The following is a 24,281-nucleotide window of genomic DNA, read 5'->3' on the forward strand; positions in this document are numbered from 1 at the left end:
GCACGCCGCATGCAACACCCGAAGATTGCGCACACCGTCATCTCCTTGTTACAAAATTGTCGCATCAAGGTCATGCCCCTGCGCTAAGGGTCGCAAAACCGCCGCAGCCTGTCCAAGCAGGGCATCGCATCCAAGGAAAGTTGCCGGGCCATGACCGCCAAGATTTCTCAGCACAGCAGCCCGCGGCAGAGCCGCCGTGTCGAGCCAAAGCGCGGGTTGCGGGCCATGCCCTTGCGGATCACTGCCGGAGCGCGCAGTTTTTTGCTATGAGAGATGACCTGCCCCCCGCCCCTTTTCACTGCGGCCAGATTGGCAAAGGACCAAAGATCATGATTTCCGAGCCACATATCAGCTCTGCCTTTGACCGCGAACTTGAAGGCGTGCAGGCGCTTGTCATGAAGATGGGCGGCATGGTGGAACATGCCCTGCTGCAAGCGGCGGCGGCGCTGGAGACGAGAGACGAGGCGCTCGCCGCGCAGGTGCGCGCCCAAGATCAGGCGATCGATGCGCTTGAGGATCAGATCCACACCGAATGCGCACGCATCATCGCGCTGCGCGCCCCCACCGCCACCGACTTGCGCACGGTCTTGACCGTCATGCGTATTGTCGGATCGCTGGAGCGGTCGGGCGATTACGCCAAGAACCTTGCCAAACGCGCGCAGGTGCTCAACCAGATGCGGCCGGTGAACGGCTCTGCCGGGTCCATCTCGCGCATGGCACGCTCGGTCGTGGGTTTGCTCAAGGACTCGCTCGATGCCTTTGTGACCCGAGACGCACGGCTTGCCGAAGACGTGCGCCGCCGCGACGCCGAGGTGGACCAGATGTATAACTCGGTGTTCCGCGAATTCCTCACCCATATGCTGGAAGACCCGCGCAACATCACTGCCTGCATGCATCTGCATTTCATCGCCAAGAACATCGAGCGGGTGGGCGACCATGCCACCGGCATTGCCGAGCAGGTGATCTATCTGGTCACAGGGGTGATACCGGATGACGAGCGGCCGAAGGTCGACGTCACCTCGCTGACCGATATTCCCACAACAACACTCTGAGGCCCCCGATGGCGCATACATCCCAGCCTGTTGTCCTGCTGGTCGAGGACGAGCCGGCGCAACGCGAAGTGCTGGCCTATAACCTTGAAGCCGAAGGATTTCGCGTCGTGCAGGCCGCCAATGGCGAAGATGCGCTGCTGTTCGTCGACGAGGACACGCCCGACATCATCATCCTCGACTGGATGATGCCCCAGCTGTCCGGCATCGAAGTCTGCCGCAGGCTCAAGATGCGCCCCGAAACCCGCGCCATCCCGATCATCATGCTATCGGCCCGCGCCGAAGAGGTGGACCGCATCCGCGGTCTTGAAACCGGGGCCGATGACTATGTGATCAAACCCTATTCTGTGCTGGAACTCATGGCGCGCGCGCGGGTGCAGTTGCGCCGGGTGCGGCCCTCTTCCATCGGCGTCGTCCTTGAATGGGATGACATCCGGCTCGACCCCGAAACCCACCGTGTCTACCGTGGCGACCATGTGCTCAAGCTCGGCCCGACAGAATTTCGCCTGCTGTCGACCTTCATGGAAAAACCGGGGCGCGTTTGGTCGCGTGAGCAGTTGCTCGATCGGGTCTGGGGCCGCGACATCTATGTCGACAGCCGCACGGTGGATGTGCACATCGGCCGCCTGCGCAAATCGCTGATGCAGAACGGCGGTGAAGATCCGCTTCGCACGGTGCGGGGTGCAGGCTACGCGCTAGGCTAGGCGAACGCGCCTCCTGCGCACCGGGTGTCCACGCACAGCCTGACGGTCAGCCGCCGCGCTGCCGCCACGCTTCCAGAAAGGCGCGCACGCATGTCACCACATGGGCAAACCTGTCACCCCCCAGATGTACCCCGCCATACCAGCGCGTGACCACCACCACACAGTCATGCAGCCCCTCGCGCTCCAGCATCTTCAGAATGACCGCGCCCGCCCCCGCCTCGCCGTCGTCATTCTTGATCGGGCCCCCGTCAGACAGGATCACGGCCCAGGTGTTGTGGGTGGCCTTCGCAAAGCGCTTTTCCCGCTTCAGATCGCGCAGAAACGTATCCACCTCCGCCCGTCCTGCAACCGCGCCGCCCGTCACCGCGTAGCGCGAGCCGCGGTCTGTCACCACCTTGTCCAGTCGGATCATGCGCCTCTCCCGATCACCGCCTTTCCCTGACGGTGACGGCGCAAAAGGTCAATGGCGCAGCGACAGCACTTCCAGCGCCGTCTTGTTCGGACAAAACACCGGCGGGCAGGACGTCCCTGTTGCGGTCGCCAGCCAAGCGGTGCAGGCGGTTTTCTGTGAACAGGCCTCGCAGCGCGAGACAAGCTGGCCCAGCTCCTTGCGCGTCAGCCAGCCATCGACCACCGCCGAGGGAAGATTGACGCCCAACACCCTTGCCATGCCGCGTGTCAGTCCCCAGGCAAGAGGGGCATCCGAAAATCCGATCATCACCGCACCCGTTGTCAAAGCGAGATGTCCAGACCAGGGTCAGGACAGCTCTGCCAGACTGCGGCGCGATTGGCGGGGCCGCCTTGATGCAGATCAAGTCAGCGCAAAGTGGCTACGACGCGCCGCACGACTTCCTTTCGCTGGGCGTTTGGCGGATGGGTGCCGAGGAACTGGTCGCCCGGATCGGGCAAACGGTCAAAAAAGGCGGTGCCGCGCAGGGGATCGAACCCCGCCCGGAAGGCAATCTCGGCCCCCAAAGCGTCGGCCTCCAGCTCGAAGTCACGCGCATAGGTGCGCGCGCCCATGTTCGCGCCCATCTGCTGCGCCGCGCGCACCGCATCTGGCGGCGCGCCCGAGGCCTGCGCGAGAACGCCAGCCAGAACCGCCCCGGTCACAGCAGTGCGCTGCACCTGCGGGATATGGCCCGCAATGTGGTGCGCAGCTTCATGGCCCACGACAAAGGCGATCTCGTCGGCGTTACGCGCATCGGCGATCAGGGAAAGCGTGAAGCCGACAATGGGCCGCCCGCTGCGATCCAGGGTCTGGAAGGCATTTGGCGGCTGGCCCGGACGGTCATCGACCACAATCTGGAAATCGCAATTGAGGCTCGGGTTTCGCGCGCGGCACATCGCTTCGGCCACAGGTTCCACGCGTTCGACCACCGCAACGAAATTGCGCGCCGCCTGCTCGGGGGTCAGCAGACCTTCGGTAAAGGGCGGGCTGGCCACAGGCAGCGGCGTCGGGGAAACCACAGGGCCCCCCGCCGGAAAGCCGGTTGGCTGGCACCCAGCCAGAACCAGCGCCACAAAAGCCGCCCACGCCGATCTTTGAACGCCCATACGCCGCCTCTTGTTATGGATTTTCGGGCGAAGATAGCAGGTGTCGGCGCAGACAAAAGGGCTGCCAAGCGGCCTCACGTCAAGTTGCACGGCGGGCGCAATTCCCATTGCGCTTGCGGCGTCGACATGGCTAGTCTTGGGGCATGTTTACCATCGAGCACGACTTTGACGCCACCGTGATCACCCTGATCGACGAAGGCGCGGACCCGCTGGAAGAGGATGTCACCATCCTTGCTTTCGAAGAATGTGTCGTCCTTGAACAGGAGGACCCGCTATCGGGTGATGTGGTGCGCATCAGCCTGTCCATGGGCCAGCTTGCCGATCTTGCCGCCGCGCTCGATCTGCCCGAGGGCAGTTACAGGCTGGAACGCCCTTCCAAAACCTGACCGTACACAGGACCGCCCGCCGGCCTCAAGGAGCACGTAGTGCCCGCCTTGGAGGGAACGTCGGCGCGTGTCTTCGCGCACCCTGCCCTGTTGCTTCTGTCTGTGCATTCCGGCAAAGCCACTGCGCAGCGCGGACAGGCCAGACCCTGTCAAACGGGCTGGCATTGGGATGCGCCAAAGCATAGCCTGCCCTGACCCTTGACCGGAGCAAACGATGCCTGATCCGAACCCCGCCGTGCTCGACTATCTGGCGAACCGCCGCTCGCCCGGAGCCAAGTTGTTCACCGCTCCCGTGCCAGACCGCGACCAACTGATGCAGATCCTGACCCTTGCCACGCGTGTGCCGGACCACGGCAAGCTGGAGCCGTGGCGGATGATTGTGCTCGACCGCGCGGCGATGACTCGGCTGGCCGATCTGGCCGAGGAAAGGGCAAGGGAACTGGGCGCGGATGCCGAGAAGATCGAGAAAGGCCGCGGCCAGTTTGATCGCGGCCATCTGGCGGTCGTGGTCATCTCGTCGCCCAAGGATGCCGAAAAGGTGCCGCTTGCCGAGCAGGTGCTCTCGGCCGGAGCGTTGTGCATGAACCTGGTGCATGCCGCCACCGCAGCGGGCTGGGGGGCATGCTGGCTGTCGGGCTGGCCGTCGCATGACGCGACCTTCCGCGCCCGGGCCTTCGGCTGCGCTCCCGAGGAGACGGTGGCGGGCATCATCCACATCGCGACACCCGGGCCGATGGCCCCGGACCGCCCGCGCCCGGACCTTGCGCGGCTTGTCAGCTGGTCCTGACATGATCCTCGGGGATTTCCTCAAGGCGGTGCGGCAACTGGGCGACCGGCGTTTCCGGCGGGTCATGGGAATTGGGGTCCTGCTGACGCTGGCGCTGCTGGTGGCGGTCTATGCGGCCTTTCTGGCGCTGATCCAGACCTTTACCCCCGAGAGCATCGACATCCCTTTCATCGGGCCGGTCGAAGGGCTGGATACGCTGCTGTCCTGGGGCTCGGCGCTGTTCATGATCGGGCTGTCGGTGTTTCTGATGATGCCGGTCGCCTCGGCCTTCACGGGGCTGTTTCTGGAGGATGTCGCGCAGGCGGTGGAGGACCGGCACTATCCGGCCCTGCCGCCGGTGCCGCGTGTGGGCTGGGGGGATGCGCTGGTGGATGCCGCGAATTTCTTCGCCCTGCTCATCGCGGTCAATGCGCTGGCGCTGGTCCTTTATGCCTTTGCGGGACCCTTCGTTCCGGTGGTGTTCTGGGCGGTGAACGGGTTCGTGCTGGGGCGGGAATACTTCACCCTGGTGGCCATGCGGCGGCTGGGGCGGGTCGGGGCCAAGGCGTTGGGAAAGCGGCATCGGGGCAAGATCTGGCTGGCCGGCACATTGATGGCCGCCCCCCTGTCGGTGCCGCTGGTCAACCTGCTGATCCCCGTACTGGGGGCGGCGACCTTTACCCACCTGTTCCACCGGTTGAACACCAAAGGGTGAGGGCGCCCCCTGTGTTACAGGAAGGGCTTTCCCGTGTTATCAATGGCTTGACCCTGCGGGATTAACGCTTTTTTAACTCATGCGGGGTGGCAGCGGAGCGGCTGCGCCGCGCTATCTTTATCTCGGCTCTGGCCTGCGGCCAACCGCCTCGGGCAGAGGGGCTTTGCCCCTCGCCGCCCGAAGGGGGCGGCTCACCCCAGAGTATTTGGGAAAGCAGCAAATCAAGGCACGGGATTGCTGCTTCTCAAAATACTCCCGCCGGAGGCATCCCACGGCTGTGCCCTGCGATCCCCCGTCAGGACCGCCGCCCACGCCAGACCAGCGGGTCTTGCGCGGACCGCCTGGCATTGCACCTTTTCAAATGCTCCCGAGCGGTGCCGACGGGCGGCGCAAGGTGGAGGGGGCGCGGCCGTAGAGTTTGAGGAAGGCCGCGTTGAAGCGGCGGATGCTGCCGAACCCGGCCTGCAGGGCCACCTCGGCCAAGGGGAGTGCCGTATCGGTGAGCAGCCGCTTGGCGCGGGCGATGCGCAGGGTCTGTGCCGTCTGCATCGGAGAGGCCCCGACATGACGGTCAAACAGCCGGGCCAGATGGCGGCTGCAGACCCCGAGGCGCGCGGCGAGGGCATCGACGCTGCCCCGGTCCAGCGCCCCGTCATGGATGAGGCGCAGCGCACGGTCCACCGTGGCCTTCGTGCCCTGCTAGGCCGGACAGAAGGGTGCGGTTTCCGGGCGGCAGCGCAGACAGGGGCGGTAGCCGGCCCGTTCTGCTGCCGCTGCGGTGGGATAAAAGCTGACATTGCGGGTCAGCGGCTGCCGGACCGGGCAGACCGGGCGGCAGTAGATCCCTGTCGTGCGCACCGCCGTGAAGAACAGCCCGTCGAAAGACGGATCGCGGCGGAGGCGGGCAGTGTTGCAGGTGTCGAAATCGAGCATGGGCCGAGTGTCGCCCTGCGCCGCGCGCCTGACAAGACCGGAGCGGGGAACGAGGTCCGGAAACGGCCAGACAGCGGCGGCGGGAGGCGATAGGCAGGACCCGGCGGAAAACGGGAGGAAGAGCACCGATGCGGATGAGCCTGCAGGATGTCGCGTTGCTTCTGATGCTGTCCTTCCTGTGGGGGGGCGCGTTTTTCCTTGCCGCCGTGGCCGTGACCGGGTTGCCGCCGCTGACCGTCGTTCTGGCCCGCTGCGCGCTTGCCGCAGGCGCGTTGGCGCTGGGCCTCCGTCTGGCCGGAATGCGCTGGCCCTTGCAGCGCGCGGCGCGCGGGCCGTTCCTGATCATGGGGTTTTTGAACAATCTGCTGCCCTTCAGCCTGTTGTTCTGGGCGCAGACCGTGATTCCCAGCGGGCTGGCCGCGATCCTGAATGCGACGACGCCGGTGTTTGCGGCGGTAGCGGCCCATGTCTTGCTGCCGGATGAGCCGATGGCGCGGCACCGGATGGCCGGGATGGCCTTCGGCTTTCTGGGGGTGGTGGTCTTGCTGGGCGGCGGCGGTGTTGCGGGGGGCGGATTGGCCGGACCGGGGATGCTGGCCTGTCTGGCGGCGGCGCTGTCTTACGGTTTGGCCGGCACCTATGGCCGGAGGTTCCGCGGCATGGGGCTGGCCCCGGCGCAAGTGGCGCTCGGGCAACTGGCGGCGACGACGCTGATGATGGCCCCGGTTGTCGCGGTGGTCGAGCGGCCCTGGACTTTGGCCGCACCGCCGCTTTCGGTGGGGCTGGCGGTTCTGGTGCTGGCCCTTGCCTCGACGGCGCTGGCCTATGTGATCTTCTTCCGGCTGCTGGCCTCGGCGGGCGCGGTCAACACGGCGCTGGTGACCCTGCTGATTCCGGCGAGCGCCATCCTGCTGGGCGCGCTGTTTCTGGGCGAGACGCTGGATGCACGGCATTATGCCGGGCTGGCGCTAATTTCAGCCGGGCTGGTGGCGATGGATGGGCGCGTGCTGGCATGGCGGCGGCGCTAGCCGCGTCCGAGCCTCGGCGGCGGGCGGAAGCGGCACGAAAACGGCGCGCCCCCCGGGGGGAGCGCACCCTGGCCAAGACGTCCGGGCGATCAGGCCGCCCAGTCCCACGGGTTGGTGAAGCCGCCGAGCACTTCGGTGACCTTGGCATCTTCGACCTCGCCCGATTTGGCGAGTTTGGCGACGAGGCCGCGTTTCTTGTCTTCGGCGACCATCGCGACGGTGGCGGGGATGCCGGCCTTGGCCAGCGCCTCGTTATAGACGCGGGTGATCGCCATACGGCGCAGATCGGGTTTGAACACCTTGCCCACGGCGGTTTTCGGCACTTCGGACAGGATCTCGATATGCTTGGGCAGGGCGGCGCGTTCGTGGATGTGCTTGCCTGCGTAATCCATCAGGTCGGCCACGGTGGCGGTGGCACCCTTGACCAGTTCGACATAGGCCGCGGGCAATTCGCCCGAATGGGCGTCGGGCTGGCCGATGGCCCCGACCACGGCCACCGCGTCATGGCCCATCAGCGCCTCTTCGATGATGGCGGGGTCGATGTTGTGGCCGCCCCGGATGATGAGGTCCTTGGCGCGGCCGGTGATGAAGAGATAGCCATCGGCGTCGATGCGCCCCAGATCACCGGTGCGCAGGAAACGGCCCTCGGCAAAGAGGTCCTTGTTCTTGTCGACCTCGGTATAGGTGGAGCCTTCGAAGACGCCGGGGTTGGCGACGCAGATCTCGCCCACCTCGTCGACAGCGCATTCGCGGAAGCCCTCGGCGGTCTTTTGCAGGATGCGCACATGGGTATAGGGGAAGGGCATGCCGACCGAGCCGATCTTCTTGACGCCTTCGGGCGGGTTGATCGAGACGAGGCAGGTGCATTCGGTCAGACCGTAGCCTTCGACGATCTCGATGCCGGTTTCCTTCTTGAAGCGGTTGTAAAGCTCGATCGGCAGCGGCGAGGAGCCGGAGAAGGCGCTGCGCAGGGAGGAGATGTCGGCATCGACCGGGCGCTGCATGAGGGCGGAGAGCGCGGTCGGCACCGTGATCATGTAGGTGGCCTTGTAGCGGGCGATCAGTTTCCAGAAATTGTCGAAGACGCCCTCGCCGCGATAGCCCGCGGGGGTGGGGAATACCACATGCGCGCCCGAGGCGATCATGCTCATCAGGATGGGATAGGCGGCGAAGACGTGGAACAGCGGCAGCGGGCACATCACCACATCGTCGGGCTTGAACAGCAGTTGCTGGCCGAGCCAGCCGTTGTAGACCATGCCCGAGACCTTGTGCTGCGCGACCTTCGGCATGCCGGTGGTGCCGCCGGTGTGGAAATAGGCGGCGACGCGGTCGGTCGGCTCGTCGGCGAAGGTCAGACGGTCGGCGGGCTGGCGCGCGAGTTCGGCCATGAAGTTCTTGACGGTAGCCGTGTGCTTGACCGGGTTCTTGGGGCGGATCAGCGGCACGATGAATTTCTTGGCACCCGAGAGGTAGCGCACGAGATCCACCTCGAGCACGGTCTTGACATTGGGCGCGTGGCGCACGGCCTCGGCCACCTTTTGCGGCACGTCGGTCTTGGGGAAGGCCTTGAGGGTGACGACGACCTTGGCCTTGGTCTCGCGCAGGATGGCGGAGATCTGCTCGGGTTCGAGCAGCGGGTTGATCGGGTTGACGATGCCCGCGACCGCGCCGCCGATCAGGGTGATCACCGTCTCGAGGCTGTTGGGCAGGACATAGGCCACCACATCGTTCTGCCCGACGCCGAGGCTGCGGAAGAGGTTGGCGGCCTGCGTGGTCTGGGCATGCAATTCGGCCCACGTCAGGGTGTCGCGCCGGGTATCCGCGCCGGACAGGAGCTGGTAGCTGACCGCCGGGCGCGCGCCATGCGCGGCCTTGGTGGCGGACATGAACTCATGCATGGTGCGCGCCACCGGGCGCTCGGCCCATGACATTTCCGCCTCTGTCGCGGCGATATCCTCGCGCGTCACGAATTTCCCCATAGCGTCCTCCCCTATGACCCCGTTGATGGGGGGTCTATTATCCCTGTGCGCTACAATGTGGGCAAAAGCGGCGTTTGCCAAGCCGAAGGGGCCGATCAAAACGCAACGTCATGGACGGGGCGGGGTGGCTGCGCCTGATCCTGCGGCGTTATTCCCTGCCCATGGCCGGATGCCTCCGGCGGGAGTATTTGGCAAGCAGCAATCCGGCGCGCGCGGCTTGGCTTTGCTGCTTTCCAAATACTCAGAAAGCCACGCTTGTGCCGCTATCTGGCGGAACCATCCGTGAATTGCAGGCGGGCGAGGCGGGCGTAGAGGCCGCCCTCGCGCACCAGTTCCTCGTGCTTGCCTTGCGCCACGATGCGGCCCTGATCGAAAACCACGATGCGGTCGGCGCGCTTGACGGTGGCGAGGCGGTGGGCGACCACCAGCGTGGTGCGGCCCTGCGCGAGGGTTTCCACCGCCGCCTGCACGAGGCGCTCGGATTCGGCGTCGAGTGCCGAGGTGGCCTCATCCAGCAGCAGCACCGGCGCGTCGCGCAGGATGGCGCGGGCGATGGCGATGCGCTGTTTCTGGCCGCCCGAGAGCATCACGCCGCGCTCGCCCAGCCATGTGTCATAGCCCTGCGGCAGCGCGCTGATGAAATCATGCGCGGCAGCGGCGCGGGCGGCGGATTCGACTTCGGCATCTGTGGCCTCGGGGCGGCCGAAGCGGATGTTCTCGCGCGCGGAGGCGGCGAAGATCACCGGGTCTTGCGGCACCAGAGAGAGCGCGCGGCGGAAGTCGCTGCGGGTCAGATCGCGCAGGTCGACGCCATCAAGCCGCACCGCGCCCTGTTGCGGATCATAGAAGCGCAGCAGGAGTTGCAGGATGGTGGTCTTGCCTGCCCCCGAGGGGCCGACCAGCGCCACCGTTTCACCCGGCTTCACATGCAGGCTGATGCCATCGAGCGCCGAAGTCTCGGGCCGTGCGGGATAGCGGAAGCTGACCGCGTCAAAACGGATGTCGCCGCGCACCGGCTGGGGCAGCGCCTTGGGCGCGGCGGGGTCCTTCACCGGATCGGTGGCGTGCAGCAGTTCGACGAGACGCTCGGTCGCGCCGGCGGCGCGTTGCAATTCGCCCCAGATTTCCGACAGCGCCCCCACCGATCCTGCAACCATGATGGCATAGATCACGAACTGGATCAGCTCGCCCGCCGTCATCACGCCGGCGCGCACGTCGCGCGCGCCCATCCACAGCACCCCGACGATGCCGGTGAACACCAGAAAGATGACAAAGATGGTCAGCACCGCGCGGGTGCGGATGCGGGTCTTGGCAGAGGAAAAGCTTTTCTCGGTCACTTCGGCAAAGGCCGCGCGGGTCTGCGCCTCGTGCGTGAAGGCCTGCACGGTTTGCACCGAGGTCAGCGCCTCGGAGGCGGAGCCGGAGGAATTGGCGATCCAATCTTGATTCTCGCGCCCCAAAGTGCGCAGGCGGCGGCCCAGAACGATGATCGGCACCACCACCACCGGCACGATCAGCAGCACCAGACCCGCGAGCTTGGCCGAGGTGAGCAGCATCAGCGCCAGACCGCCCAGCAGGATCAGGCTGTTGCGCAGGGCGATCGAGACCGACGAGCCGATCAGCGACAGGATCAGCGTGGTGTCGGTGGTGATGCGGCTGAGCACCTCGCCCGTCATGATCCGTTCGAAGAACGCGGGCGAGAGGCCCAGAACACGGTCAAACAGCGCGCGGCGGATGTCGGCCACCACCCTCTCGCCCAGACGGGTGACGAGGTAATAGCGCATGCCCGAGCCGAAGGCGAAAAGCCCCGCGATCACGATGGCCGCACCGAAATACTGGTCGAGAATGACGACATCGGCGTTGAAGTTGTCGACCACGCGGCGCACCGCGAGCGGCAGCACGAGGCTGACGGCGGCGGTCAGCACGAGCGCGAGCAGCGCCAGCACCAGAAGGCGGCGGTAGGGCGCGAGGAAGGGCATCAGCCCGGCAAGGGCGCTGACCCGTTTCGATGTCGCGCGGTCTTCTGTCACTGTTGGGGTGCGTGCCATATCGTCCTGCCTTGTCCTGCGCCGGGTTTAGGCAACCCGGGCCGGGGGGGCAAGCGCCGCAATTGCCGCGCCCCGCCTTTGCTGCGCGGCGGGCGGCGGTTTTGCGGGCGCGAAGGCCGCAGCATGCGGATCGGATATTGCGGGCGGGGGCGGCTTGGGCTTTACCTGCGGGGGGGGGCCGGTTTGCCCGGAGCGGTGCCGGGCGGCCAGTCTGTGCGCTGTTCCGGCGCCTGCCCTGCCTGCGGTGTCTGCCTGCCCTGCTCCGTTTGCCCTGTCTGCCTGTTCCGTCTTTGACTCGCCCCGTTCGCCTGCCCCGCCCCAGCCAAGGAGCCTTGCCCATGAGCCGTTTTTTCACCGCGCAGGACGGGACGCGTCTGGCCTATGACGATCAGGGCGCGGGGCTGCCGGTGCTGTGCCTGTCGGGGCTGACGCGGACGATGGGCGATTTTGACTATATGCTGCCGCATCTGCCGGCTGCCCGCGTGATCCGTATGGATTACCGCGGGCGCGGGCAAAGCGCATGGACGGGGGCGGCAACCTATACCGTGCCGATCGAGGCGCGCGATGCGCTGGACCTGCTGGACCATCTGGGGGTGGAGGCGGCGGCGGTGATCGGCACCTCGCGCGGGGGGCTGATCGGGATGATGCTGGCGGCGGTGGCGCGCGGGCGGCTGCGGGGGCTGTTGCTGAACGATGTGGGGCCCGAGATCCACCGCCCCGGGCTGGAGCGGATTTTCGATTATGTCGGGCGCAATCCGGCGGCAAGGACCCATGCGGCGCTGGCGGCGGCCCTGCCGGGGGTGATGCCGGGGTTTGCGGGGGTACCTGCCAGCCGCTGGCTGGAGGAGGCGCGGCTGCATTACCGCGAGACGCCGCAGGGCCTGCGCATCACCTATGACCCCGCGCTGCGCGAGGCATTTCTGGCGGCGTTCGAGGGGCCTGCGGTGGACCTGTGGCCGCTGTTCGATGCCTGTGCGGGGCTGCCTCTGGCCCTGCTGCGCGGGGCCAATTCCGACCTGTTGTCGAGCAAGACGGCCGCCGAGATGCGGCGGCGGCGGCCTGACATGATCTTTGCCGAAGTGGCGGACCGCGCGCATATTCCGTTTCTGGATGAGCCCGAGTCGGTCGCGGTGATCCGGACGTTTCTGGGGGCTTGCGCATGAATCTGGCGATGATCGAGGCGGCGGCGGCGCGGCTGGCGGGACATGCCCGCGTGACGCCCCTGCTGCATGCGCCGCTGCTGGACGCGCGTTTCGGCAAGCGGGTGCTGGTCAAGGCCGAGTGTCTGCAGGTGACCGGATCGTTCAAGTTCCGCGGGGCGTGGGCGGCGGTGTCGGCGCTGCCCGAAGGCACGCGCGGGGTGCTGGCCTATTCCTCGGGCAATCACGGGCAAGGCGTGGCCTTGGCGGCGGCGCGGCACGGGTTGCCTTCGGTGGTGGTGATGCCGGCGGATGCGCCGGAGGTGAAGATTGCCAACACCCGCGCCTACGGGGCCGAGGTGGTGCTGTATGACCGCGCCGCGCAAGACCGCGACGCCCTGGGCGCGGCGCTCTGTGCCGAGCGGGGGCTGGTGCTGGTCAAGCCCTTCGATGACCCCGAGGTGATTGCGGGACAAGGCACGGTGGGGCTGGAGATTGCCGAGCAGGCCCGCGCGGCGGGGGTCGAGGCGGGCGATGTGCTGGTGTGCTGCGGCGGAGGTGGCCTTTCGGCGGGCATCGCGCTGGCGCTGGAGGCGCGTGCGCCGGGGCTGCGGCTGCGCACGGTGGAGCCGGCGGGGTTCGACGACATGGCGCGGTCGCTTGCGGCGGGGGAGCGGCTGCGCAATGCGCGGGCCAGCGGCTCGGTCTGCGATGCGATCCTGACGCCTGCCCCGGGGGAGTTGACCTTTCCGGTGTTGCAGCGGCTGGCGGGAGCGGGGATTGCGGTGAGCGACGATCAGGCGCTGGAGGCGATGGCGCTGGCCTTCACCCATCTGCGCATCGTGCTGGAGCCGGGGGGCGCGGTGGCGCTGGCGGCGGCGCTGTTTACGCCGACGAGCGATCCGGTGATCTGCGTCGCCAGTGGCGGCAATGCCGACGCGGTGGTGTTCCGCGACGCCCTTGCGCGGTTCGGCTGACCGATGGCGCTGATCTATTTTCCCGACCTGCGGCTGAACGCCGAGCTTTCCGGACCGGACCGCGCGCCCCCCGTGGTGCTGCTGCATTCGCTGGGCACCAACCTGCGGCTGTGGGATGGTGTGGTGGCGCGGCTGCCGGGGCATCGCATCCTGCGGCTGGACATGCGCGGGCACGGCGCGTCGGATGCCCCGCCCGCCCCCTATGCGATGGGCGCGCTGATCCACGACGTGGAGCGGGTCATGGCGCAGGCGGGGATGCGCGAGGCGGTGGTGGTCGGCCTGTCGATCGGCGGGATGATCGCGCAGGGGCTGGCGGTCAAGCGGCTCGATCTGGTGCGCGGCATGGTGCTGTCGAACACCGCTGCCCGCATCGGGATCGCCTCGCAATGGCAGGCGCGGATCGAGGCCGTGCGGGCGGGCGGGCTGGAGGCGATTGCCGATGCCACGCTGGAGCGCTGGTTCGGTCGCGGCTGGCGGGACCTGCCCGAATTGCCGCAGATGCGCGCCATGCTGCTGGCCACCCCGCCCGAGGGCTGGATGGGGGCAGCGGCGGCGATTGCGGGCACCGATTTCTACACACCCACCGCCGGGCTGACCCTGCCCACGCTGGCCATTGCCGGAACGCGCGACGGCGCAACGCCGCCCGATCTGGTGAGAGAGACCGCGGGCCTGATCCTCGGCAGCCGTTTCCGGCTGATCCGCGGCGCGGGCCACCTGCCGATGGTCGAACAGCCCGACGCCTATACCGACGCCTTGCGCGACTTTCTGGAGAGCATCGGCCATGTCTGATTTCCTGCTGATCCACGGCTCCTGCCACGGGGCATGGTGCTGGCACCGGGTGATCCCGGCCCTCGAGGCGCTGGGCCACCGCGCCCGCGCCATCGACCTGCCCGGTCACGGGCGCGACCGCACTCCGGCGGATCAGGTGACTCTGGACAGCTATGCGCAGGCGATCTGCGCGGCGCTGGACGGCCCCACCCTCGTGGTCGGCCATTCGATGGCGGGCTATGCGATCACCGCCGCCGCCGAAGCCGACCCGACCCATATCGCGGCGCTGGTCTATCTCTGCGCCTATGCGCCCGTGGCGGGGCAGAGCCTTGGCGACATGCGCCGCGCCGGCCCGCGCCAGCCGCTGGCTCCGGCGATCCGGATCGACAAGGCCACCGGCACCTTCACCTTCGATCCTGCGCAGACAGGCGCGCTGTTCTATCACGATTGCGACCCGCAGGCGCAGACACTGGCCGCCCTGTGCCTTACGCCGCAACCCATCGCGCCGCAGGAAACCCCGCTGGCGCTGACGCCGCGCAGCCAGTCGCTGCCGCGCCATTACATCCGCTGCACGGATGACCGCGCGATCCCGCCCGAATATCAGGAGGTGATGGCGCAAGCCGTGCCGCCTGCCCATCGCAGCACCCTGCCCACCTCGCATTCGCCCTTCTTCGCCTGCCCCGAGGTGCTGGCCCGGCGGCTGGACGCCATCGCAAGGCAGCCAGAGGCCGCATCGTGACGCAAACGCCAAAGCTCGCCCTGACCTTCATCCTTGCCACCGTCACGCTCGACGCCATCGGCATCGGTCTGATCTTTCCGGTGATGCCCGACCTGATCCGCAGCGTGACGGGGCAGGATCTGGCCCATGCCGCGCTCTGGGGCGGGGTGCTGGCCACCTCTTACGCGGTGATGCAATTCCTGTTCGGACCCATTCTCGGCTCGCTCTCCGACCGCTTCGGCCGCCGTCCGGTGCTGCTCGTCTCGCTGCTGGTGATGGGGCTCGATTATCTGGTGATGGCGGTCGCGCCCACGATCTGGCTGCTGCTCATCGCGCGGCTGGTGGCGGGCATCACCGCCGCGACCTATGCCACCGCCACCGCCTATATCGCCGACATCACGCCGCCCGAACAGCGCGGCGCGCGCTTCGGCCTGATCGGCGCGGGCTTTGGCGTGGGCTTCGTGCTGGGGCCGCTGATCGGCGGGCTGCTCGCGGGGGTCGATACCCGCGCGCCCTTCTATGCCGCAGCCGCGCTGGCCTTTGCCAATCTGGCCTTCGGCTGGTGGGTGCTGCCCGAAACCGTCACCGAGGCGACGCGCCGCCCCTTCTCGCTGCGCCGCGCCAATCCGCTGGGGGCCTTGCGCGCGGTCAGCCGCCTGCCGGGGCTGCGGCTGACGCTGGCCTGTTTCCTGATCCTCGGCATCGCGATGAACGTCTATCCGTCGATCTGGGCCTATTACGGACAGGCGCGCTTCGGCTGGTCCAGCCAGATGGTGGGCCTGTCGCTGGCGATCTACGGCATCAGCTTTGCCTTGGGTCAGGCGCTGCTGGTCGGTCCGATGATCCGCCGCTTCGGCGAGCACAGGGCGGCCCATTACGGCATGTGGGTCGATGTGGTCACGCTCACCGCGCTGGGGCTTGTCACCTCGCCCGCGCTGGCGCTGATGATCACGCCGGTCACCGCGCTGGGCGGGGCGGTCACCCCTGCCCTGCAGGCCATCGCGAGCCGCGCGGCCCCCGCCGATGCCCAGGGCGAGGTGCAGGGCGTGCTGGCCAGCCTCAACGCCATCGCCATGATCACCTCGCCCCTCCTCATGACCGCCACTTTCAGCGCCTTCACCGCCCCCGGCGCCCCGGTCTTTGCTCCGGGCGCTCCCTTCCTCCTCGCCGCCGCGCTGATGCTGGCCTGCCTTGCGCTGCATGTCCTCGGCCCGCGCCTGCGCCGCACGGCCGCGGCCTGATCTTCCGTTTGCGGCATTTCATGTCGCAAACGCCTTTGCTCTCGCGCCCATCCCCGCCTAGGCTCATTTTCTGTCTGAAAATATCCCGCAGGGGGTCCGGGGGACGCGACGTCCCCCGGCGGTTGCCGCAAAAGGAACGCCGGACCATGAAGCTGAAAGACCTCGAAATCTTCGTCGTGGCCCCGCCCTTTCCCGGCTGGGGCGGGCGCTACTGGATCTTCCCCAAGCTGACCACCGCCTGCGGCATCGTGGGCTATGGCGAATGCTATGCCTCGACCGTCGGGCCAAAGGCGATGGTCGCGGTGATCGAGGATGTGTTTGCCCGCCATATGGAGGGGGAAAACCCCGAGAACATCGAGCTGATGTTCCGCCGCGCCTATTCGGCGGGCTTCACGCAGCGGCCCGACCCCACGGTGATGGGCGCGTTTTCGGGGCTGGAGATCGCCTGCTGGGACATTCTGGGCAAGGCCCGCAACCGGCCGGTCTGGGCGCTTCTGGGCGGCAGGATCAACCAGCGCATCCGCAGCTATACCTATCTCTACCCCGAACCGGGCAACGAGGACCCTGAGTTCTGGGTCGATCCTGACGCTGCCGCCGCGGCGGCGGTGCGCTTCATGGAGATGGGGTTCACCGCCGTCAAGTTCGACCCCGCCGGCCCCTATACCATTCGCGGCGGGCATCAGCCCGCGTTGTCCGACATCACCCGCTCCGTCGCCTTTTGCCGCGCGATCCGCGAGGCGGTGGGCGACCGCGTGGACCTTCTGTTTGGCACCCACGGCCAGTTCACCACGGCGGGCGCGGCGCGGCTGGGGCGGGAGCTCGAGCCCTATAATCCGCTGTGGTACGAAGAGCCGATCCCGCCGGACAATCTGGCGGAATTTGCCGAAGTGGCGCGACAGGTGCGGGTGCCGCTGGCGACGGGCGAGCGGCTGACGACCAAGGCCGAGTTCGGCGCGCTGTTGCGTCTGGGCGGGGTCAAGATCCTGCAACCGGCGCTGGGGCGCGTGGGCGGCATCTGGGAGGCCAAGAAGATCAGCGCGATGGCCGAGGTGTTCAACGCCGAGATGGCCCCGCATCTTTATGCGGGTCCGGTGGAATGGGCGGCCAATGTGCATCTGGCCGCCTCGATCCCGAACCTGCTGATCGCCGAGACGATCGAGACGGGCGGCGCGTTCCACCAGAAGCTGATCCGCAATTCCATCGCATGGGAGAACGGCTATATCCTGCCGCCCGACGCCCCCGGTCTGGGCATCGAGTTCGACGAGGATGTCGCCCGCGCCCATCCCTATACCGGCAGCGGGCTGCATCTGCAGATGCAGGAGGCGCCCTGCGATTACACCAATGGCAACAGGTTCGAGGGCGGCGCGCCGTCGACCCTGCCGCACAAGACCTGATTTGCACCTTCGGGCGGGCGGGGGTAGTCTTGAACAGAGTTCAAGAGCAGCAAACGGAGCCGGAATGGCCAAGCCCCCCAGCAAGACAGACCTGCGCCGCGAGGCGCTGCGCGACCGGCTGATCGACCATGCCGAGGCGCTGATCGCCAGCAAGGGCCTTGCCGCGCTCAAGGCGCGCGATCTGGCGGGGCTGGCGGGGTGTTCGGTGGGGGCGATCTATACCGTCTTTGCCGATCTGAACGAGTTGGTGATGGCGGTCAACGGGCGCACCTTCCGGCGGCTGGGGGCGGCGGTGTCGGCCTCGCTTGGCGCGCGCGAGATGTCGGCGCAAGACAGTCTGATCACCATGTCGCATGCCTATCTGCACTTTGCCGCCGCCAACACGAAGGCGTGGCGGGCGCTGTTCGATCTGGAGATGTCGCAGGATTCGGCGGTGCCCCAGTGGTATCTGGCGGAACTCGCGGCGCTGTTCGGGCTGATCTCGGCCCCGCTGCAGCGCATCTTTCCCGACTGGCCCGCGCCGCAGATCGACCTGATGACGCGGGCGCTGTTCTCGTCGGTGCATGGCATCGTGCTGCTCGGTCTGGAAAAGCGCATCTCGGGCGTGCCGGTGGACCGGATCGAGCAGATGATCGCGGTGGTGCTGGCGAATGTGACCCGCGCGCCCTGACGGGGGCAGGCTTGCGCCCGCCCCTGCCCTGCCCCCCGCTCAGCGACGGGCGCGCAGGCCGAGACGGATCTGCTTTTCGATCTCGACAATCGCGAAGAAGGCAACGCCCACCCCGACGATCAGCAGCCCGTCGGTGAAAGGCACCGCCTGCGTGCCGAGCACCCCTTGCAGGACCGGCACATAGGTGACGGCGCACTGCGCGGCGGTGACGGCGATCACCACCCCCCAGACCACCCGCGTGCCGCGCAGGGCCTGCCAGGTCAGCGAGGTGCCGTGCATGTTGCGCACGAAGAACAGGTTGAAGATTTCCAGCACCACCAGCGTGTTCATCGCCATGGTCTGCGCCAGCGCCAGCGGATAGCCGCGCGAGAGCGCGTAGCTGAACATCCCGAAGATCGCGACCACGAACAGAAAGCCCACGAACAGCACATACCAGACCAAGGCCCCCGACAGCACCGGCGCGTCGCGCCTGCGCGGGGGGCGGGTCATGGTGCCTGCCTCGGTCGGCTCGAAGGCCAGCGCGAGCCCCAGCGTGATGGCGGTGATGAGGTTGACCCAGAGGATCTGCACGGCGGTGACCGGCAGGGCCATGCCCGCCATCAGCGCGACCACGATCACCAGCGCCTCGCCCGCGTTGGTGGGCAGGGTCCAGCTGATGACCTTGCGGAGGTTGTCGTAAACGGTGCGCCCTTCGCGCACCGCCGCCGCGATGCTGGCGAAGTTGTCATCTGCCAGCACCAGATCGGCGGCTTCCTTGGCGGCCTCTGATCCCTTGAGCCCCATTGCGATGCCCGCATCGGCGCGTTTGAGGGCGGGGGCGTCATTCACCCCGTCGCCCGTCATCGCCACCGACAGGCCATTGGCCTGTAGCGCGGTGACAAGGCGCAGCTTGTCTTCGGGGCTGGTGCGGGCAAAGACATCGACATTGGCCACCTCGCGGGCAAGTTGCGCATCGTCGAGCTTGTCGAGATCGGCCCCTGTCAGCACGCGGTCCGGCCGTGCCAGCCCGATCTGCGCCGCGATGGCGGCGGCGGTGCCGGCGTGATCGCCGGTGATCATCTTTACCGCGATGCCTGCGGCGCGACATTCGGCCACCGCCGCAATCGCTTCGGGGCGCGGCGGGTCTATCAGGCCGACAAGGCCGAGGAAGGTCAGGCTGCCATCCAGTGTCCGGGCGTCGATCTGCGCGCCCGCCTCGGCCCGTTCGGCCAGCGCCAGCACGCGCAATCCGCGCCGCGCCATCCTATCGGCCCGCTGCTGCCAGTCTGTCTGGTCAAGACCCGCGCACATGCCCAAGACCCGTTCGGGCGCGCCTTTCACATGGGTGACGGGGCCACCCGCGCCTTGAGTCAGCGTCGCCATGAAGCGGTGGCGGCTGTCGAAGGGAATGGCATCGAGCCGGGGGGCGCCGAGATTCTGGCTGACCTTGCCGGCAAAGGCCAGCAGCGCGCCTTCCATCGGATCGCCTTCCACAGTCCAGCCGCCCGCCTTTTCCAGCAGCGCGGCATCGTTGCACAGGGCCGCTGCGGCGGCGATGCGCGTCAGATCGCCCGTCGGGGTGATGCTGCCCTGCGGGCTGTAGCCTTCGCCGGTGACGGAAAAGCTGCCGTGCGGGGTTTCCACCGCCGCGACCAGCATTTCGTTGCGGGTCAGGGTGCCGGTCTTGTCGGTGCAGATCACCGAGACGGAGCCGATCGCCTCGATCGCGGGCAGGCGGCGCACGATGGCATTGCGCCGCGCCATGGCCTGCACGCCGATGGCGAGCGTGATGGTCATCACGGCGGGCAGACCTTCGGGGATGGCGGCCACGGCGATGGCGACGACCGACATGAAGAGTTCGGCAAAGGGCTGGCCGCCCACCACAGAGCCCCAGAGCAGCAAGAGCCCTGCCGCCAGCACGATCAGGAGCGAGAGCCAGCGCGCGAAATGATCCATCTGCGCGACAAGCGGGGTCGTCAGTTGCTCCACCCCCGCCAGCAGGCCGCCGATGCGCCCGATTTCTGTATCGGGGCCGGTGGCGACCACCAGCCCGCGCGCGGTGCCTTGGGTGACCAGCGTGCCGGACCAGAGCATCGAGCGGCGGTCGCCGAGCGGGGCATCCTGCGCCACGGGCGTGCTGCCCTTTTCCACCGGCACGGATTCGCCGGTCAGGATCGCCTCTTGCGCGGCAAGCCCGCGCGCGTGGAGCACCCGCAGGTCGGCGGGCACCTTGTCACCCGCTTCCAGCAGGACGATATCGCCCGGCACCAGCGCCGCCCCTTCGACGGTTTTCCGCTGGCCGTCGCGCAGGACGGCCGCGCGCGGGGCAAGCATGGTGCGGATGGCGGCCATCGCCGCCTCGGCCTTGCCTTCCTGGATGAAGCCGATGATGGCATTGGCCAGCACCACGGCAAGGATCACCCCTGTATCGACCCAGTGTTGCAGGGCCGCCGTGACGGCGGTGGCGGCCAGGAGCACATAGATGAGCACATTGTGGAACTGCGCGGCAAAGCGCAGGAGCGGGCCGCGCGCCCGCGTCTGCGGAAGGCGGTTCGGGCCGTGGCGTTCCAGCCGTGCCGCCGCCTCGGCATCGGTCAGGCCGGTGTCATGGCTGTCCAGATCGGTCAGGCAGCTGTGGGCGGGGCGGGCATGCGCGTTGGTAATCTGCATCAGCGTGCCGTGTAGCCCCCGTCGATGACGATCTCGGCGCCGGTGACGAATTTTGACTCCTCCGATGCCAGCCAGACCACGGCCCAGGCGATGTCATCGGGTTCGCCCATATGGCCGACGGGGTGGACCGACCCTGCCGCCGCCTTTGCCGCCTCGAGATCGGGGGCCGTGGCGCGCAGGTGGTTTTCCACCATCGGCGTCCAGATATAGGCGGGGTGGATCGAATTCACGCGGATCTTATCGGGCGCATAGGTGATGGCATCGTTCTTCGACATCAGCCGCACCGCGCCCTTGGAGGCGTGATAGGCCGCCAGATTGCCGACGCCGATCAGCCCCGCGATGGACGACAGGTTGATGATGGAGCCGCCACCCGCCGCGCGCAGGTGCGGGATGGCGTGTTTGGTGCCGAAGAACACGCCCTTGACGTTGACGGCCTGCACCTTGTCCCAGTCGGCCTCGGTCACCTCATCCGTGGGCTTGGGGCTGCCCGAGATGCCTGCGTTGTTCACCACGACATGCAGGCCGCCAAAATGCGCGGCTGCGGCATCGGTCGCGGCCTTCACGGCGGCTTCGTCGGTGACATCGACCTGCCAGAAGGCGGCGGCGTGGCCCTGTCCGGTGAGTTCGGCGGCGAGGGCTGCGCCTTCGTCGGCGAGCATGTCGAAGATGGCGACCCTGGCGCCCTCTTGCGCCAGACGGATGGCGCAGGCGCGACCGATGCCGACGGCCCCGCCGGTGATGATGGCGGTCTTGTTTGCGGTGCGGTTCATGGAAAACTCCTTGCGTGAAATAGGGGATCAGCCGGCGATGCGGTCTTCGCCGGGGAGGTCGGGAATGTCGGTGCGGTCTTGCGCGATGGCACCGCAGAGCAGGTCCACCGCGCGGTCGGCGGCATCCTGGAACGGCTCGAGCACGGTATCGGCCCCGGCGTGGCGCAACTGGTCGGTCTCTGCCGCGCCATGCGAGGCGGCGGCGATGCGGCCAGCAAAGCCCGCGCCGCGCACCGATTGCAGGAGCGTCAGCCGCGCGTCTTCATGGCTGAGGCCCGTGGGGTGGATCGGCACGGTCGAGACGACCCAGCGCGCGGCGGCAAGCGGCAGTTCGGCCACGAATTCGGCGTCCGAGGCATCGCCGAATTCGGCCTCCAGCCCCAGCGCCCGCCAGCGCGCCACCGCCTGCGGGTTGAAATCGACCCCCAGCACCGAAAGGCCGCGCCTTTTCAGCCGCAGGCCGATGGCGGTGCCAAAGCGGCCGAGTCCGAAGATAATGACGGCGAAACCGTGCGCCTTGTGGCTTCCGGCCTCGGAGGGCTCGCGCGGGGTGCCCTTGCGCTCGAACACGCCAAGGAGCGGCTCGAACAGGGCATAAAGGTGGTGCGACCATGTGATCATGTAGGTCGACGCCGCGATGGTCACGAGGCCGACCATCGTGACCAGACCCAGCGCATCTTCGCCGACATGGCCAAGGCTGACGCCCATTGCGACGAAGATCAGGGAAAACTCGCTGATCTGCGCGACCGTCAGCCCTGCCAGAAATCCGGTGCGCTTGCGATAGCCCAAGGCCCCCATGATGACGAGCACGATCAGCGGATTGCCGACCAGCACGAAGAGCGAGAACACCGCCGCGCCAAAGGCATGGGTGCCCAGAAGCGACAGGTCGAGTGTTGCGCCCAGCGCGATGAAGAAGAACAGCAAGAGGAAATCGCGCAAGGGTGCGAGCCGCGCGGCGATGGTCTCGCGGTAGGGGGTGGAGGCGAGCGCGACCCCTGCCATGAGGCCGCCCACCTCTTTGCCAAGGCCCACCGCATCGCCCAGCGCCGCGAACATCGCCGCCAGAGCGAGCGCGAAGATCACCAGAAGTTCGGGCGCGCGGGCCAGACGCGTGGTGAGCGGGGTGGCGACGTAGCGCACGAAGAGCACCACGGCGGCCACCATGCCCACCCCTGCGGCCAGAACGCCCGTGACGGAGGCGCCGCCATGCCCCGCATCTGCCGCGCCAATGCCGATGGCGGAGAGCAGGATCATCGCCAGCACCACCACAAGGTCTTGCACGATCAGAAAGCCGAGCGCGATCTGGCCGTGCAGGCTGTCGATCTCGCGCTTGTCCGAGAGCAGTTTCACGATGATGATGGTCGAGGAAAACGTGAGCGCGACGGCGACATAGAGGCTGGTCAGTGCGCCAAGTCCCAGCGCCAGCCCGATCAGATAGCCAAAGGCGGCGGTGAAGGCGACCTGCCCCAGCCCCGTGAGCACCGAAACCGCGCCCAGCGTGCGGACAAGCTTCACATCAAGCTTGATGCCGACCAGAAACAGCAGCACCGCAATGCCGAGTTCCGACAGAAGGTCGATCTGTGCGTCGGAATGCACCAGATCGAGCGCCGAAGGCCCTGCAATCAGCCCTACCGCGATGAAGCTGACGATCAGCGGCTGGCGCAGGACCATGCCAAACAGGCCCACGCCCGCCGCCATCACAAGCAGCAGGGCGATTTCGGCAAAGGGGGTCAGGTGGGGCATGTCTGTCCTTTGTGCTGCGAACCCGCGCGTGCCGGGCTGGCTGATGGATGGGGCCGCATCCCCCGCACACAAGGCGGCGCTGCGGCATCGGCCGGGCGGCAAGGGCGGAGGCTGCGCCGCCCCTGCCCCGTTCTGCCCATGCGGACCGCCGCAGACAAAGCGCGGCTGGGCCCTGACTCGGCTGTCTGGGTTCAGGGTATGGGTTTTGCGGCGCGGCGGGGTTGACCTGTGTCAAACGCGCCGCAGAAAATGCGCACGGCCCCTGCGGGGGCGAGCCCCGCAGCGGGAGCGTGCCACTTCAGATCACGCCGATGCCGCGCAGGATCACCGATTTGACGGTTTCGGTCGCCTCGGCCCATTGGGCATCGCTGAGCGGCTGGCCGTTGTTGAGCGTTTCGATCTGGTGGCCGAAATCGGCGTAATGCTGGGTCATCGCCCAGAGCATGTAGAGCAGGTGGCGCGGATCGACGGGCGCCATCTTGCCTTCGTCGATCCAGCGCTGGATGAGCGCCATGCGCCCCGCCGTCCAGTCACGCAAGGTGGTTTCGAGATAATCCTGGATCACCGGCGCGCCGTGCATCACCTCTGACGCCCAGACCTTGGAGCCATAGGGATGGCGGCGGGAGATGGCCATCTTGGCCTCGATATAGGCGCCGATCCCTTCGACCGGGCCGGGGGCATCGTCGAAACTTTCGGCGGCCTGCAACCAGATCTCGAAGATGTTGCGCACGACCTGCCGGTAAAGCGCCTCTTTGGTGGGGAAATAATAGTGCAGGTTGGCCTTGGGCAGCCCCGCCATATCGGCGATGAGCTGCATGGTGGCCCCGCCATAGCCTGCCTCGGCAAAGACCCGTTCGGCGGCATCGAGGATCACACGTTCATTTTCGCGCCGGATTTCGGTGCGTTTGCCTTTGGGAATGCGCGAAACTTGGGCGATCTGGGTCATACGCGGGTTTTGGCCTTCGCCTGATTTATGTTGACCGGATGGTCAGGTTGTGGTGCGCTTCGTCTTGACCATACGGTCAGGAAATGAGTCGCCGCAAGGGG

At 67.4% G+C, this 24,281-nt stretch carries 24 protein-coding genes; 13 read left to right on the plus strand and 11 right to left on the minus strand.

The window, feature by feature from the left end:
- Nucleotides 1-329: 329 nt before the first annotated feature.
- Entirely contained in the window at nucleotides 330-1,052 is a 723-nt protein-coding gene (phoU, locus tag G3572_RS05565) for a phosphate signaling complex protein PhoU (protein WP_164609635.1), read from the plus strand.
- 8 nt (nucleotides 1,053-1,060) lie between these two features.
- Complete coding sequence (gene phoB, locus G3572_RS05570) at nucleotides 1,061-1,753, plus strand: phosphate regulon transcriptional regulator PhoB (protein ID WP_164609636.1); 693 nt, start codon at nucleotides 1,061-1,063, stop codon at nucleotides 1,751-1,753.
- 46 nt (nucleotides 1,754-1,799) lie between these two features.
- On the opposite strand, the gene G3572_RS05575 is transcribed toward phoB, so the two are convergent.
- The 3 genes from G3572_RS05575 to G3572_RS05585 form a co-directional block, all read right to left on the minus strand.
- Nucleotides 1,800-2,165, minus strand: a complete 366-nt coding sequence (locus G3572_RS05575; protein WP_164609637.1) for a YigZ family protein — start codon at nucleotides 2,163-2,165, stop codon at nucleotides 1,800-1,802.
- Nucleotides 2,166-2,213: 48 nt separating this feature from the next.
- Nucleotides 2,214-2,471 (minus strand): DUF6455 family protein, encoded by a 258-nt coding sequence (locus tag G3572_RS05580; RefSeq protein WP_164609638.1) that lies wholly within the window; start codon nucleotides 2,469-2,471, stop codon nucleotides 2,214-2,216.
- A 98-nt stretch (nucleotides 2,472-2,569) separates the two neighbouring features.
- Nucleotides 2,570-3,310 carry a M48 family metallopeptidase gene (locus G3572_RS05585; protein WP_164609639.1) on the minus strand — a complete coding sequence of 247 codons (741 nt, stop codon included), beginning with the start codon at nucleotides 3,308-3,310 and terminating at the stop codon, nucleotides 2,570-2,572.
- A gap of 143 nt (nucleotides 3,311-3,453) precedes the next feature.
- Between G3572_RS05585 and G3572_RS05590 the strand changes: the two genes are divergently transcribed.
- The 3 genes from G3572_RS05590 (at nucleotide 3,454) to G3572_RS05600 (ending at nucleotide 5,177) form a co-directional block, all read left to right on the plus strand.
- A complete protein-coding gene (locus G3572_RS05590; RefSeq protein ID WP_164609640.1) occupies nucleotides 3,454-3,696 on the plus strand; it encodes a DUF8831 family protein in 243 nt (80 codons plus the stop codon).
- A 214-nt stretch (nucleotides 3,697-3,910) separates the two neighbouring features.
- Nucleotides 3,911-4,483: a nitroreductase family protein gene (locus G3572_RS05595; RefSeq protein ID WP_164609641.1), complete on the plus strand. Its 573-nt coding sequence runs from the start codon at nucleotides 3,911-3,913 to the stop codon at nucleotides 4,481-4,483.
- Between the two features lie 4 nt (nucleotides 4,484-4,487).
- Nucleotides 4,488-5,177: an EI24 domain-containing protein gene (locus G3572_RS05600; protein ID WP_354003998.1), complete on the plus strand. Its 690-nt coding sequence runs from the start codon at nucleotides 4,488-4,490 to the stop codon at nucleotides 5,175-5,177.
- A 357-nt stretch (nucleotides 5,178-5,534) separates the two neighbouring features.
- Here G3572_RS05600 and G3572_RS22050 read toward each other — a convergent pair whose 3' ends face one another.
- Both G3572_RS22050 and G3572_RS22055 read right to left on the minus strand, forming a co-directional pair.
- Nucleotides 5,535-5,858 (minus strand): helix-turn-helix domain-containing protein, encoded by a 324-nt coding sequence (locus tag G3572_RS22050; protein ID WP_354003990.1) that lies wholly within the window; start codon nucleotides 5,856-5,858, stop codon nucleotides 5,535-5,537.
- Nucleotides 5,859-5,876: 18 nt separating this feature from the next.
- A complete protein-coding gene (locus G3572_RS22055) occupies nucleotides 5,877-6,110 on the minus strand; it encodes an Ada metal-binding domain-containing protein (RefSeq protein ID WP_240335407.1) in 234 nt (77 codons plus the stop codon).
- 128 nt (nucleotides 6,111-6,238) lie between these two features.
- Here G3572_RS22055 and G3572_RS05610 point away from each other — a divergent pair, with 128 nt between their 5' ends.
- The gene (locus G3572_RS05610) at nucleotides 6,239-7,138 is read left to right on the plus strand and encodes a DMT family transporter (RefSeq protein WP_240335408.1); all 900 of its coding nucleotides are present in this window, start codon (nucleotides 6,239-6,241) and stop codon (nucleotides 7,136-7,138) included.
- A gap of 89 nt (nucleotides 7,139-7,227) precedes the next feature.
- Here the strand turns inward: G3572_RS05610 and G3572_RS05615 are convergent, their stop codons facing one another.
- Nucleotides 7,228-9,117 (minus strand): acyl-CoA synthetase, encoded by a 1,890-nt coding sequence (locus tag G3572_RS05615; protein WP_164609643.1) that lies wholly within the window; start codon nucleotides 9,115-9,117, stop codon nucleotides 7,228-7,230.
- Nucleotides 9,118-9,380: 263 nt separating this feature from the next.
- Nucleotides 9,381-11,165 carry an ABC transporter transmembrane domain-containing protein gene (locus G3572_RS05620; RefSeq protein ID WP_164609644.1) on the minus strand — a complete coding sequence of 595 codons (1,785 nt, stop codon included), beginning with the start codon at nucleotides 11,163-11,165 and terminating at the stop codon, nucleotides 9,381-9,383.
- A gap of 338 nt (nucleotides 11,166-11,503) precedes the next feature.
- Between G3572_RS05620 and G3572_RS05625 the strand changes: the two genes are divergently transcribed.
- The 7 genes from G3572_RS05625 (at nucleotide 11,504) to G3572_RS05655 (ending at nucleotide 18,072) form a co-directional block, all read left to right on the plus strand.
- The gene (locus G3572_RS05625) at nucleotides 11,504-12,328 is read left to right on the plus strand and encodes an alpha/beta fold hydrolase (protein ID WP_164609645.1); all 825 of its coding nucleotides are present in this window, start codon (nucleotides 11,504-11,506) and stop codon (nucleotides 12,326-12,328) included.
- Complete coding sequence (locus G3572_RS05630) at nucleotides 12,325-13,281, plus strand: threonine ammonia-lyase (protein WP_164609646.1); 957 nt, start codon at nucleotides 12,325-12,327, stop codon at nucleotides 13,279-13,281. Before G3572_RS05625 ends, G3572_RS05630 begins: the two co-directional genes overlap by 4 nt.
- Nucleotides 13,282-13,284: 3 nt before the next feature.
- Nucleotides 13,285-14,070 carry a 3-oxoadipate enol-lactonase gene (pcaD, locus tag G3572_RS05635; RefSeq protein WP_164609647.1) on the plus strand — a complete coding sequence of 262 codons (786 nt, stop codon included), beginning with the start codon at nucleotides 13,285-13,287 and terminating at the stop codon, nucleotides 14,068-14,070.
- Nucleotides 14,063-14,788 (plus strand): alpha/beta fold hydrolase, encoded by a 726-nt coding sequence (locus G3572_RS05640; protein WP_164609648.1) that lies wholly within the window; start codon nucleotides 14,063-14,065, stop codon nucleotides 14,786-14,788. Before pcaD ends, G3572_RS05640 begins: the two co-directional genes overlap by 8 nt.
- Nucleotides 14,785-16,008 carry a TCR/Tet family MFS transporter gene (locus tag G3572_RS05645; RefSeq protein ID WP_354003991.1) on the plus strand — a complete coding sequence of 408 codons (1,224 nt, stop codon included), beginning with the start codon at nucleotides 14,785-14,787 and terminating at the stop codon, nucleotides 16,006-16,008. The genes G3572_RS05640 and G3572_RS05645 overlap by 4 nt, the downstream gene beginning before the upstream one ends.
- 146 nt (nucleotides 16,009-16,154) lie before the next feature.
- Nucleotides 16,155-17,402 carry a mandelate racemase/muconate lactonizing enzyme family protein gene (locus tag G3572_RS05650; RefSeq protein ID WP_164609649.1) on the plus strand — a complete coding sequence of 416 codons (1,248 nt, stop codon included), beginning with the start codon at nucleotides 16,155-16,157 and terminating at the stop codon, nucleotides 17,400-17,402.
- Between the two features lie 64 nt (nucleotides 17,403-17,466).
- Entirely contained in the window at nucleotides 17,467-18,072 is a 606-nt protein-coding gene (locus tag G3572_RS05655) for a TetR/AcrR family transcriptional regulator (protein ID WP_164609650.1), read from the plus strand.
- 39 nt (nucleotides 18,073-18,111) lie between these two features.
- On the opposite strand, the gene G3572_RS05660 is transcribed toward G3572_RS05655, so the two are convergent.
- The 4 genes from G3572_RS05660 to G3572_RS05675 all read right to left on the minus strand — a co-directional run bounded on the left by G3572_RS05660 (nucleotide 18,112) and on the right by G3572_RS05675 (nucleotide 24,180).
- Nucleotides 18,112-20,721 carry an HAD-IC family P-type ATPase gene (locus G3572_RS05660; RefSeq protein ID WP_164609651.1) on the minus strand — a complete coding sequence of 870 codons (2,610 nt, stop codon included), beginning with the start codon at nucleotides 20,719-20,721 and terminating at the stop codon, nucleotides 18,112-18,114.
- Nucleotides 20,721-21,491 carry an SDR family NAD(P)-dependent oxidoreductase gene (locus tag G3572_RS05665; protein ID WP_164609652.1) on the minus strand — a complete coding sequence of 257 codons (771 nt, stop codon included), beginning with the start codon at nucleotides 21,489-21,491 and terminating at the stop codon, nucleotides 20,721-20,723. Before G3572_RS05665 ends, G3572_RS05660 begins: the two co-directional genes overlap by 1 nt.
- Before the next feature lie 27 nt (nucleotides 21,492-21,518).
- Nucleotides 21,519-23,234, minus strand: a complete 1,716-nt coding sequence (locus G3572_RS05670; RefSeq protein WP_164609653.1) for a cation:proton antiporter — start codon at nucleotides 23,232-23,234, stop codon at nucleotides 21,519-21,521.
- 298 nt (nucleotides 23,235-23,532) lie between these two features.
- Complete coding sequence (locus G3572_RS05675) at nucleotides 23,533-24,180, minus strand: TetR/AcrR family transcriptional regulator (protein WP_164609654.1); 648 nt, start codon at nucleotides 24,178-24,180, stop codon at nucleotides 23,533-23,535.
- Nucleotides 24,181-24,281 lie beyond the last annotated feature (101 nt).

The sequence above is a fragment of the Pseudotabrizicola algicola genome (assembly GCF_010915705.1).
GTDB classification, from domain to species: Bacteria; Pseudomonadota; Alphaproteobacteria; order Rhodobacterales; family Rhodobacteraceae; genus Pseudotabrizicola; species Pseudotabrizicola algicola.